We start from the raw sequence: 10,908 nt of genomic DNA on the forward strand, positions 1-10,908 counted from the left end.
AGGCACACCCTCCTGTAGAGTCCTTCTCGCAGCGCAACGCAGCAATAAGCGCCGCGAAACCTGGTCCTGTGGAGCAGTTTGGAGTGCTCGCCACCCTGTCAAGGTGGAGGCCGCGGGTTCAAATCCCGTCAGGACCGCAGTTACAGAAGCCCGGATCTTCGGATCCGGGCTTCTTGTTGTGCACAGTGCCGTCTTGACGGCGCCCCCTTCGGTCGGTACCCAGAAACCAGGGCCCCTTCCCTGCGTGGCCCCTGGAGGTGGCGTATGGCGGCTTCGGTCAGGCACGAGACGCGGGCGCTGCTCCGTGCGCATCTGTCGGCCGCCTCCTCATATCGCCATCTGACGCGCCACTGCCCGATCTGCCATCAGCTGCTGCGGCTGGCCATGGACTCCGCCCCGAGAGGCCCACAGGACACCGGAGAGCCCGCGGAGGACGAAAGTCCCGCCGGCGCGTGACCAACGGCGGCCCCAACACCCGTACCGGCGTGGGACGGTGGGACGCGTGGCTCCTCTAGCGCACATGAGTCAGAGGCAACAAGGACTCTGGCATGTGACGGGTGTCACCGCATGAGTTTCTGAAACCGCGGTACTTACGCCTCACCTACAACTGGTCAATTTAATATGTGCAATTGCACCAGCCCGGAGGGGGCGTCCACAGGAGATCCGACACCCCTCCCCAGACTCCGACAAGCCCGCTCACAGAGCCGGGAGCGAGACTCCCCGCGCGCACAAAAAAGATCGCGCTGGACCCGGCGGAGTCCAGCGCGATCGACGACGCACCCTGCGATGTTCTTGGGATGAGCTTGGGCGTGGGCCCCGTTGGGGCGGAACCCGCGTCGCTTGGAGCTTGTGAAGCGGTGTCACGGGCGTATCGGCACGTTGGGGGACCTGCCGGTTTGCCCGTTATTCAGTTGGTTCAGGCCTCGCTGCGCTGCTGCGGGATGCCCGCGAGCAGTGCACGGACCTCCGCCTCGCGGTAGCGGCGGTGCCCGCCGAGCGTACGGATGGAAGTAAGCTTCCCGGCCTTCGCCCACCGCGTGACCGTCTTCGGGTCCACACGGAACATGGTGGCGACCTCAGCCGGGGTCAGCAGCGGCTCGGCATCAGGGGTGCGAGCGGTCATGAGCGGCCTCCTCGGGAGAACCGAACCTTCTCGGTTCTTTCCTCTAAATTCTGCACCTTGACCCGCGTTGCCCGAAATGGCGGACGCGAGTCGAGTCGGTTATAGGACGAACGGCTTGTCCTCGGCACTACAACTACACCATCTGTCCAGCCTCGTCGGCCAAACCGATGGAATTGCCCCCCAGGTGTTCATCGGCGACAGAGGCCGATGGACCATGCCATAGCGGACAGTCACGCCACTGTGACGATCAGTCACAGGACGATCAGGAGTCACCAGACCCCCCAAAGCGGAACCTCCCCCGGGCCCCTTGTCCTATTTTGGCATGAGGAGGGGGAAGAGACGCAAGGGCCAGGTACGTGCGGTCCATCACGCTTGACCGCACTTGAGCCTCAGTTGAGATGAAAGCCCGGATCGTGACGTACGTCCCATGTCGGGGGAACCTCAAGCTCCGCAGGCAACTCAGTGCGAGGACAAAACCCCAAAACGAGCGTCACGTCAAACACCCGTTCGTGACCTAAGCCTCACTCAGTTCGCCGAGCGCCGGTCCCTGACCGACCGCCAGCGCTCCACGAGCCGCCCGTAGGCCTCCCCCGCGGCCGCCCCGTCACCCCGGCGCAGCGCCTCGATGCCCTCGGCCACGTCCGCCGCCGAGTGGTCGTCCTCCAGCTCGCCGGCCGGCAGCGTGTGCACCAGGCCGCCGTAGTCCAGCTCGACGAGCGAGCGCGGGTGGAACTCCTCCAGCCAACGCCCCACGTCCACCAGGCCGTCGATGAGCGGCCCCTCGTCGAGGGTGTCCTTCAGCGTCCTGAGGGCCCGCGCCACCCGCCGCCGCGCCTGCACCATCGGCGTCCGGTAGCGCAGCATCGCCGGGATCTCCCCGGACCCCTTGTCGAAGGACCGCTCCTCGTCGCCGACCAGCACGAACCAGTGCAGCGGCACCTGCCAGGTCGAGGAGCGGATCCAGGGGCGGGCGTCCGGGTTCCGGATCAGCCACCGCTCGTAGTCCTGCGCCGCCTGCCGCCGTACGACCTCCGGCAGCACCGCGTCCAGGACCGGCTTCGGCAGCTCCTCGCCCAGCTCCCCCAGGGCCTGCCAGCCGCGCAGCCGGGTCCGCCAGGGGCAGACGCAGACCACGCCGTCCACGTCCAGCACGAAGGCGTCGCTGCTCTCGTGCACCGGCACCGCCACCGGCGGGGTGGGCAGCAAGTCGGCCAGGGAGCGGCGCAGTTCGTCCTGGTACGAGGGGCGGTCGGGGCGGCGGGCGTAGCGCGCCCAGTGGCCGCGCTCCGGCTCCGGGAAGGCGGCCAGCGGCTCGTACACGCGGAGATAGGTCGGATACGGGACGACCACCGAGGACACCTTGGGCACGCCTGCTCCCTCCCCCGCCCGCTGCCAGGAAAACCTTCGGAACCCGCTCACAAACGGGCGCGAAATCTATGCAAATCGTCGCACGGGGGTACTCCGTGCGTAGGTGATCCTGAGCACGGCGAGGTGGGCGGGTCCGGTCAGGCTCTAATCTCGTGCCCACAGCGCCCGCCACCCTTACGGGAGCTGGTCCCAACCGCCGCTACGCATCCAGGAGTCACCACCGTGACCGAAGTATCAGCCGGCGTCCTGCACACCCTGTTCCACTCGGACCAGGGCGGTCATGAGCAAGTCGTGCTCTGCCAGGACCGTGCCAGTGGCCTGAAGGCCGTCATCGCCATCCACTCCACCGCGCTGGGCCCCGCCCTCGGCGGCACCCGCTTCTACCCGTACGCGACCGAGGAGGAGGCCGTCGCCGACGCCCTGAACCTCGCACGCGGGATGTCGTACAAGAACGCCATGGCCGGCCTGGACCACGGCGGCGGCAAGGCCGTGATCATCGGCGACCCGGACACGGTCAAGAGCGAGGAGCTGCTGCTCGCCTACGGCCGGTTCGTGGCCTCGCTCGGCGGGCGCTACGTCACGGCCTGCGACGTCGGTACGTACGTCGCCGACATGGACGTCGTCGCCCGTGAGTGCCGGTGGACGACCGGGCGTTCGCCCGAGAACGGCGGCGCCGGCGACTCCTCCGTGCTCACCGCGTTCGGCGTCTACCAGGGCATGCGGGCCTCCGCCGAGCACCTGTGGGGCGACCCCTCGCTGGCCGGCCGGAAGGTCGGCATCGCGGGCGTCGGCAAGGTCGGCCACCACCTGGTGACCCACCTGCGCGAGGAGGGCGCCGAGGTCGTCATCACGGACGTCCGCGAGGAGGCCGTGGGCCGCATCCTGGCCGCCCACCCGACCGGCGTCACGGCCGTCGCCGACACCGCCACCCTGATCCGCGCCGAGGGCCTCGACATCTACGCCCCCTGCGCGCTGGGCGGCGCCCTGAACGACGACACCGTGCCCGCGCTGACCGCGAGGATCGTCTGCGGCGCGGCCAACAACCAGCTCGCCCACCCGGGTGTGGAGAAGGATCTCGCCGACCGCGGCATCCTCTACGCGCCGGACTACGTGGTGAACGCGGGCGGGGTCATCCAGGTCGCCGACGAGCTGCACGGCTTCGACTTCGACCGGTGCAAGGCGAAGGCGGCGAAGATCTACGACACCACGCTCGCCATATTCGCACGTGCGAAGGCGGACGGTATCCCGCCGGCCGCCGCGGCCGACCGGATCGCCGAGCAGCGGATGCATGAGGCGGCGGTGGCGCACCGGGCGCGCTGACCGTCGTAGCGGCGCATGGCCGGTACCCGTCGGCGGGCACTTAGAGAGAACTCTCACGTTCGTCGGCGGGTCGGCCGCCAAGAAGTGGTTAAAATCGCGGTTGACCAGCGGGGACAGGGCGCCTCGCGGGTTCTGGGGCCAGGCCCGTCCTGCGGGCGACGTACCGTATGGGCGTGGGCTCAGGTACCGTGGAAGCCCTACGGGCCGGTCTCTCTGCGGAGAGCCCGTTCCAGATCATGAACGCGTGTCAAGACTCTGGGGCCATCGAGCCCCGTCACCGAGGGGGTCGAGCCATGGGGCGCGGCCGGGCAAAGGCCAAGCAGACGAAGGTCGCCCGCCAGCTGAAGTACAGCAGCGGCGGGACTGACCTGTCGCGTCTGGCCAATGAGCTGGGCGCTTCGACTTCGCAACAGCCGCCGAATGGCGAGCCGTTCGAAGACGACGATGAAGACGACCCGTACGCCCAGTACGCGGATCTCTATAACGACGACGATGAGGACGAGGACGACGAGTCCGGTCCGTCGTCGCAGCAACGCCGCGGCGCTTGACGCTCCAGCAGTGCGCAACCCGGTCCGGTAGTGGTCCACACCACCGGACCGGGTTTTGCGCTGCCAGTCAGCGGCGGCCTGCTCAGGCGTAGTCCCCGACCAGCTCCGCGCCCGTGGCGTGGTCGCCGCGGTCGGTGATCTCGCCGGCTACCCAGGCCTCGACCCCGCGGTCGGCCAGCGTCGCGAGTGCCACGTCCGCCGACTCTTCGGGGACGATCGCGATCATGCCGACGCCCATGTTCAGGGTCTTCTCCAGCTCCAGACGCTCGACCGAGCCGGTCCTGCCGACGAGGTCGAAGATCGGGGCCGGGGTCCAGGTGGAGCGGTCGACGATCGCGTGCAGGTCGTCGGGGATCACGCGGGCCAGGTTGGCGGCGAGGCCACCACCGGTGACATGCGAGTAGGCGTGCACGTCGGTGGTGCGCATCAGCGCCAGGCAGTCCAGCGAGTAGATCTTGGTGGGCTCCAGGAGCTCCTCGCCGAGCGTGCGGCCCAGCTCCTCGATCCGTGCGTCCAGGGACAGGCCCGCCTGGTTCAGCAGGACGTGCCGGACGAGCGAGTACCCGTTCGAGTGAAGACCGGAGGCCGCCATGGCGATGACCGCGTCACCCGTACGGATGCGATCGGGGCCGAGCAGCCGGTCGGCCTCCACGACGCCCGTACCGGCGCCGGCGACGTCGAAGTCGTCCGGGCCCAGCAGGCCGGGGTGCTCGGCCGTCTCGCCGCCGACCAGGGCGCAGCCGGCGAGGACACAGCCCTCGGCGATGCCCTTGACGATCGCGGCGACCCGCTCGGGGTGGACCTTGCCGACGCAGATGTAGTCGGTCATGAACAGCGGCTCGGCGCCGCACACCACGATGTCGTCCATGACCATCGCGACCAGGTCGTGGCCGATCGTGTCGTAGACGCCCAGCTGGCGCGCGATGTCCACCTTGGTGCCCACGCCGTCGGTGGCGGAGGCGAGGAGGGGACGCTCGTAGTTCTTGAGGGCGGAGGCGTCGAAGAGGCCGGCGAAACCGCCGAGGCCGCCGAGGACCTCGGGGCGCTGGGTCTTCTTGACCCACTCCTTCATGAGTTCTACGGCGCGGTCGCCCGCCTCGATGTCGACGCCCGCGCTCGCATAGCTGGCACCAGTTGTCTCAGACATGGGGTGAGAACTTTCGTGTCGTACTACGGGGCTTACGGGCGACGGATCGCGTCGGCCGCCGCCGTGGCCGCGGGACCCGCGGCCAGTTCGGTCTCCAGGAGCTGCTTGCCGAGCAGCTCGGGGTCCGGGAGCTCCATCGGGTACTCGCCGTCGAAGCAGGCGCGGCAGAGGTTCGGCTTGGCGATGGTGGTCGCCTCGATCATGCCGTCGATGGAGATGTAGGCGAGGGAGTCGGCGCCCAGGCTGGTGCCGATCTCGTCGATCGTCATGCCGTTGGCGATGAGCTCCGCGCGGGTGGCGAAGTCGATGCCGAAGAAGCAGGGCCACTTGACCGGCGGCGAGGAGATCCGGATGTGGACCTCGGCGGCGCCCGCCTCGCGGAGCATGCGGACCAGGGCGCGCTGGGTGTTGCCGCGCACGATCGAGTCGTCGACGACGACCAGGCGCTTGCCCTTGATGACTTCCTTCAGCGGGTTCAGCTTCAGACGGATGCCGAGCTGCCGGATCGTCTGGGAGGGCTGGATGAACGTACGACCGACGTACGCGTTCTTCACCAGGCCCGCGCCGAACGGGATGCCGGAGGCCTCCGCGTAGCCGATGGCGGCCGGGGTGCCCGACTCCGGAGTCGCTATGACCAGGTCCGCCTCGACCGGGGCTTCCTTCGCCAGCTTGCGGCCCATCTCCACGCGGGAGAGGTACACGTTGCGGCCGGCGATGTCGGTGTCGGGGCGCGCGAGGTAGACGTACTCGAAGACACAGCCCTTGGGCTTCGCTTCCGCGAATCGGGAGGTGCGCAGGCCGTTCTCGTCGATGGCGACGAACTCGCCCGGCTCGATCTCGCGGACGTAGGACGCGCCGCAGATGTCGAGGGCGGCGGACTCCGAGGCGACGACCCAGCCGCGCTCCAGGCGGCCGAGGACCAGCGGGCGGATGCCCTGCGGGTCGCGGGCGGCGTAGAGCGTGTGCTCGTCCATGAAGACGAGGGAGAACGCGCCGCGCACCTGCGGAAGGACCGTGTGAGCGGCCTCCTCGATGGTCAGCGGCTTGCCGTCCTCGTCGACCTGGGCCGCGAGGAGCGCGGTGAGCAGGTCGGTGTCGTTGGTGGCCGCGACGCGGGTCGAGCGGCCGTTGGTGTCCTTCGGGAGGTCGGCGACCATCTCGGCGAGCTGCGCCGTGTTGACCAGGTTGCCGTTGTGGCCGAGCGCGATCGAGCCGTGCGCGGTGGCACGGAACGTCGGCTGGGCGTTCTCCCACACGGAGGCACCGGTGGTCGAGTAGCGGGCGTGTCCGACCGCGATGTGACCCTGGAGCGAACCGAGAGAGGTCTCGTCGAAGACCTGGGACACGAGGCCCATGTCCTTGAAGACGAGGATCTGGGAGCCGTTGCTGACCGCGATACCCGCGGATTCCTGGCCCCGATGCTGGAGGGCGTAGAGCCCGAAGTAAGTGAGCTTGGCGACCTCTTCACCCGGAGCCCAGACACCGAAGACGCCACACGCGTCCTGGGGGCCTTTCTCGCCGGGGAGCAGATCATGATTGAGTCGACCGTCACCACGTGGCACGTCCCCGAGTGTAGGCGAGGTCGTCCACTGGTCCGAATTGGGGATACGGACCTTTACGGGATCACTCGGCCGCGACCGCGTTGGTGGTTTTTCCGTTTTCGCTGGTCAGCGTGAGGGCTCGATGATCCAGTGCGTACTTCACCGTGCCGTCGAAGAGGCCCAGGAGGGTCTTCTCCGTCTTCATGAGTGAGGTGTCGCACACCATTCGGGTGGTGGCGGGGGCGCCCAGGGTGATATGTCCGTCGCGGACCGTGGCGGTCGCCGTGACCTTGTTGCAGCCGAGGCTGCCGGTGACCTTGCCGGTCCTCCGGTCGAAGACGAGGTGGGCGTCGCCGGTGGGACTCGGTGAGGTGATGTCCCATTTCGTGCCGTACAGCGGGGCGTCCGGTTCCTCGGTGAGGCGGACGGTGTCGCCGTCGTCGGTGGTGAGGGTGAGCCGGTGGTCGGTGACGTCGGTCTTCAGGGCGCCGGCGGTGAGGGTGCGGGCGAGGGTCCGTTCGAAGGCCATGGGGCGTTCCCCGCAGGCCATCTCGGTCGTCGTGGTGTCGCTGAGCCGGAGGGCGCCGTCCTCGAAGGCGACCTTGGCGTTGAAGTGGTTGCAGCCGTAGTCGCCGGCCGCCTTGCCGTCCTCGATCGTGACGTTCGCCCCGGCGGGGGCCCGGTGGGTGGTGCCGTCCACGGTGACGCTGTCGACGCTCCAGTGGATGCCGGTGACGGATCGCTCGGCAGCCACCGAACCGCCGTCGGCCTGCTCGGTTCCGCAGGCCGCGGCGAGCGGGAGGACGGTCAGGACGGCGAGGGTCATTCGCTGTTTGTCCATGGCGGTGGGACGGGTGGGGCGGAGGACCGGTTCCTCAACCGTGTGCGGATCAGCCCATCAGGGGCAGCAGACTGCCCAGATCCGCCCGCTCCCCGCTCGCACTCACCTTGGCGTCCTCGACCGCGTCCTTCCAGGTCAGCCGCCCGGTCGCGAGCCTGATCCAGGTCAGCGGGTCGGTCTCGACGACGTTGGGCGGGGTGCCGCGGGTGTGCCGGAGGCCCTCGACGCACTGCACCACGGCGTACGGCGGGATCCGCACCTCGGTCGAGCCGCCGGGGGCCTTCACGGCGAGCGCGTCGGCGAGCAGCCGGGTGCAGGCGGCCAGGGCCTGGCGGTCGTACGGGATGTCGAGGCCGGGGACGGCGGCGTTCAGGTCGTCGGTGTGGACGACGAGTTCGACGGTCCGGGTGACCAGGTAGTCGGCGAGGGTCATGGCGCCGGTGCGGCTGCCGATGAGGCGGTCGTCGGGTGCCTGGTCGAGGCTCTGGATGAAGCGTTCCTCGGTGCGGGCGTAGAGGGCGTCGAGGTCGGGGTTGTCCTGGGCCAGCCGCCGGGTGCCGTCGTCGATGTCGGCGCCTCGGGACGCGGTGGTGGCGGGCCAGTCCAGGAGAGCGAGGGCGCGCTTCGGCGGCTCCTCGGCCTCCAGGGCGTTGCTGATGGCGCCGACGGCCATGGTGAGGTGCGCGGCCAGGTCGCGGACGGTCCAGTCGCCGAGGCGGGTGGGGCCGGCCAACTGCTCGGGGGTGAGGGTGCGTACGGCCTGTCGTACGGTCCCGAACTGGGTGAGCACCGCGGTGCGGATCTTGGCGGGGTCGTAGCTGCGAGCGCGCTTCTTGGCCGGTGGCATGGGGGTCAGCCTAGGCCTGTCGGACGGCGTAGCCGGAGAGGCCCCCGGCCACCAACGCGAAGGCCCGCTCGGCTCGTTCGGCGGCGTCGGCGGCGACCTCGTCCACGCTCTCGCCGGCGTCGATGCGCAGGTGGTGCTCCTCGACCAGGGCCTGGCGGACGTGGGTGAGGGTGGAGGCGGCGATCAGGGCCAGGGTGCGGTCGCCGGTCTCCTCGGTGAGCAGGCCGGCGAGTTCGAGGGCGCCCTTCTCGGCCGAGACGTAGGCCCGGTCCCGCAGCACCGGCGTCGCCATGATCACCGAGCGGATCCGGCGCGCGAAGGGCTCGGCGTTCAAGCCGATCGAGGGGTCACGGCCGTCGATCATCTCCAGGAACTGCCGGCGTACGGCGTCCACGGCGGACTCGCCCGGCTTCCGGTCGCGCACCGCGCGGGCCGGATCGGAGAAATGGTTCTCCATGGGCTTGAAGACCAAGTCCTCTTTCGTGCCGAAGTAGTTGAAGACGGTCATCTTGGAGACCTCGGAGGCGTCGGCGATCTCCTGCACGGAGACGGCGTCGAAGCCCTTCTCGTCGAACAGCGCCACCGCGGTCCGGTAGATCCGCATCGCCGTCTGGAGCTTCTTGCGCTCGCGCAGCCCCATGCCCTCAGCAAAAGCCATGCCGTCACTGTACCAAGATGAAACTTGATCCCAGATGAAACATTGACTCAGTACATGATTCTCGGGCATGGTGCTGCCATGACCGAAACCCAGCGCAAGATCGGCTTCCTCGTCTGCCTCGCCACGATCGTGCTGGCCGTCCTGGACATGCAGATCGTGTCCGCGGCGACCGTCCCGATCGTCCGGGACCTCGACCCCGCGCACGGCATCGACAAGATCCCGTGGCTGGTCAGCGCCTTCTCGCTGGCCTCGGCCGCGGTGCTCCCGCTCTACGGCAAGCTCTGCGACACCCTCGGCGCCAAGCAGGTCTTCCTCGGGGCCGTCGGCACCTTCCTGTTCGGCTCGGCGCTGTGCGGGGCCGCCCAGTCGATCGGCCAGCTGATCGCCGCCCGGGCGGTGCAGGGCATCGGCGCCGGCGGGCTGATGAGCGTGACGATGGTGGTGATCGCCCAGCTCAAGGGGCCCGGCAAGGAGAAGGACAGCAAGGGCGCCGGCATGGGCGGCATCGTCGCGGGCGGCGGCATGGCGCTCGGTCCGTGGATCGGCGGAGTGCTCTCCGACCACGCGAGCTGGCGCTGGATCTTCTACGTCAACCTGCCCATCGGCATCACGGTCCTCGCCGTGTCCGCGCTGGTCCTGAAACTCCCCCGGCACACCGAGCGGCACCGCATCGACTTCCCCGGCGCGGCCCTCGCCGCCGGCTTCTCCACCACGCTGCTGCTGGTCACCGAGTGGGGCGGCAAGGCGTACGACTGGACGTCCCCGCAGGTCATCGGAGTGGCGCTGGCTTCAGCCGCCTCGCTCGCGCTGTTCCTGCGCCGGCAGAAGACCGCCGCCGAGCCGATCCTGCCGCTGTCCATGTTCCGGGTCCCGGAGCTGCGCTGGGGCTTCGCCATCCAGGGGCTCGTCGGCGCGGCCATGGTCGGCTCGATGTACTACGTGATGGTCTATCTCCAGGTCGTCCGCTCCATCGCGAGCTCCTCGGCGGGCCTGTACCTCATCCCCATGGCGATCGGCATGACCGTGGTCGGCGTCGTCACCGGCAAGCTCACCGAACGCGGCTGGTCCGAGCGGACGTTCGTGATCACCGGGTCCGCCGTCACCGCGGTCGCCTTCCTGCTGCTGGCCACCACCGGCACCCACACCTCACTGTGGTGGCTGCGCGCCGAACTGCTCCTCGTCGGCGCCGGGTTCGGCCAGCTGATCGGCCAGCTCATCCAGCTCGTCCAGTACGCGGCACCCCGCCACCAGCTCGGGGTCGCCACCACCGGCATCCGCTTCTTCCAGACCCTCGGCACGGCCCTGGGCGCCGCTCTGTTCGGCACCCTGATCAGCAGGCTGAGCGACGGCACGGACATGCCGTCGTACGTCTCCGCCATGGACGCGGTGTTCCTGTGCGGGGCCGCGCTGATGGGGCTCGGGGTGGTGCTGGCGCTGCGGCTGCCGAAGGCGGGGCCCGCGTCCTCGGAGCGCGTCCCCGCTCCCGTGCCGGTCGGGAACTGAGAGCGACTCGGT

At 69.3% G+C, this 10,908-nt stretch carries 11 protein-coding genes and 1 tRNA gene; 5 read left to right on the top strand and 7 right to left on the bottom strand.

What is annotated here, in order from left to right:
- Positions 1-62: 62 nt before the first annotated feature.
- Positions 63-137 (top strand) — tRNA-Asp (locus tag EJC51_RS23835).
- A 127-nt stretch (positions 138-264) separates the two neighbouring features.
- The gene (locus EJC51_RS48805) at positions 265-456 is read left to right on the top strand and encodes a DUF6274 family protein (RefSeq protein WP_126272949.1); all 192 of its coding nucleotides are present in this window, start codon (positions 265-267) and stop codon (positions 454-456) included.
- Between the two features lie 460 nt (positions 457-916).
- Here EJC51_RS48805 and bldC read toward each other — a convergent pair whose 3' ends face one another.
- Together bldC and EJC51_RS23850 are read right to left on the bottom strand one after the other, a co-directional pair.
- Positions 917-1,123 carry a developmental transcriptional regulator BldC gene (gene bldC / locus EJC51_RS23845; protein WP_003949541.1) on the bottom strand — a complete coding sequence of 69 codons (207 nt, stop codon included), beginning with the start codon at positions 1,121-1,123 and terminating at the stop codon, positions 917-919.
- A gap of 525 nt (positions 1,124-1,648) precedes the next feature.
- A complete protein-coding gene (locus EJC51_RS23850) occupies positions 1,649-2,491 on the bottom strand; it encodes a DUF8083 family protein (protein ID WP_126272950.1) in 843 nt (280 codons plus the stop codon).
- Between the two features lie 222 nt (positions 2,492-2,713).
- Here EJC51_RS23850 and EJC51_RS23855 point away from each other — a divergent pair, with 222 nt between their 5' ends.
- Both EJC51_RS23855 and EJC51_RS23860 read left to right on the top strand, forming a co-directional pair.
- A complete protein-coding gene (locus EJC51_RS23855; RefSeq protein ID WP_126272951.1) occupies positions 2,714-3,811 on the top strand; it encodes a Leu/Phe/Val dehydrogenase in 1,098 nt (365 codons plus the stop codon).
- A 293-nt stretch (positions 3,812-4,104) separates the two neighbouring features.
- A complete protein-coding gene (locus EJC51_RS23860; protein WP_059194509.1) occupies positions 4,105-4,359 on the top strand; it encodes a DUF3073 domain-containing protein in 255 nt (84 codons plus the stop codon).
- Positions 4,360-4,441: 82 nt separating this feature from the next.
- On the opposite strand, the gene purM is transcribed toward EJC51_RS23860, so the two are convergent.
- The 5 genes from purM to EJC51_RS23885 form a co-directional block, all read right to left on the bottom strand.
- Positions 4,442-5,506: a phosphoribosylformylglycinamidine cyclo-ligase gene (gene purM / locus EJC51_RS23865; protein ID WP_126272952.1), complete on the bottom strand. Its 1,065-nt coding sequence runs from the start codon at positions 5,504-5,506 to the stop codon at positions 4,442-4,444.
- A gap of 32 nt (positions 5,507-5,538) precedes the next feature.
- A complete protein-coding gene (purF, locus tag EJC51_RS23870; RefSeq protein WP_079310184.1) occupies positions 5,539-7,068 on the bottom strand; it encodes an amidophosphoribosyltransferase in 1,530 nt (509 codons plus the stop codon).
- A gap of 61 nt (positions 7,069-7,129) precedes the next feature.
- Complete coding sequence (locus tag EJC51_RS23875) at positions 7,130-7,873, bottom strand: META domain-containing protein (protein ID WP_425276802.1); 744 nt, start codon at positions 7,871-7,873, stop codon at positions 7,130-7,132.
- A gap of 64 nt (positions 7,874-7,937) precedes the next feature.
- Positions 7,938-8,735: a maleylpyruvate isomerase family mycothiol-dependent enzyme gene (locus tag EJC51_RS23880; RefSeq protein WP_126272954.1), complete on the bottom strand. Its 798-nt coding sequence runs from the start codon at positions 8,733-8,735 to the stop codon at positions 7,938-7,940.
- Between the two features lie 10 nt (positions 8,736-8,745).
- Positions 8,746-9,393 (bottom strand): TetR/AcrR family transcriptional regulator, encoded by a 648-nt coding sequence (locus EJC51_RS23885; protein ID WP_126272955.1) that lies wholly within the window; start codon positions 9,391-9,393, stop codon positions 8,746-8,748.
- Positions 9,394-9,471: 78 nt separating this feature from the next.
- On the opposite strand from EJC51_RS23885, the gene EJC51_RS23890 reads away from it, so the two are divergent.
- Entirely contained in the window at positions 9,472-10,896 is a 1,425-nt protein-coding gene (locus EJC51_RS23890) for an MFS transporter (RefSeq protein ID WP_126272956.1), read from the top strand.
- Positions 10,897-10,908 lie beyond the last annotated feature (12 nt).

Origin of the sequence: Streptomyces aquilus, from assembly GCF_003955715.1 — a bacterium.
Taxonomy (GTDB): domain Bacteria; phylum Actinomycetota; class Actinomycetes; order Streptomycetales; family Streptomycetaceae; genus Streptomyces; species Streptomyces aquilus.

Excerpts from the sequence above, each read along its gene's own strand:
- EJC51_RS48805 (WP_126272949.1), top strand. The coding sequence starts at position 265 with ATGGCGGCTTCGGTCAGGCACGAGACGCGGGCGCTGCTCCGTGCGCAT.
- bldC (WP_003949541.1), bottom strand. The coding sequence starts at position 1,123 with ATGACCGCTCGCACCCCTGATGCCGAGCCGCTGCTGACCCCGGCTGAG.
- EJC51_RS23860 (WP_059194509.1), top strand. The coding sequence starts at position 4,105 with ATGGGGCGCGGCCGGGCAAAGGCCAAGCAGACGAAGGTCGCCCGCCAG.
- purM (WP_126272952.1), bottom strand. The coding sequence starts at position 5,506 with ATGTCTGAGACAACTGGTGCCAGCTATGCGAGCGCGGGCGTCGACATC.
- EJC51_RS23875 (WP_425276802.1), bottom strand. The coding sequence starts at position 7,873 with ATGACCCTCGCCGTCCTGACCGTCCTCCCGCTCGCCGCGGCCTGCGGA.
- EJC51_RS23880 (WP_126272954.1), bottom strand. The coding sequence starts at position 8,735 with ATGCCACCGGCCAAGAAGCGCGCTCGCAGCTACGACCCCGCCAAGATC.
- EJC51_RS23885 (WP_126272955.1), bottom strand. The coding sequence starts at position 9,393 with ATGGCTTTTGCTGAGGGCATGGGGCTGCGCGAGCGCAAGAAGCTCCAG.
- EJC51_RS23890 (WP_126272956.1), top strand. The coding sequence starts at position 9,472 with ATGACCGAAACCCAGCGCAAGATCGGCTTCCTCGTCTGCCTCGCCACG.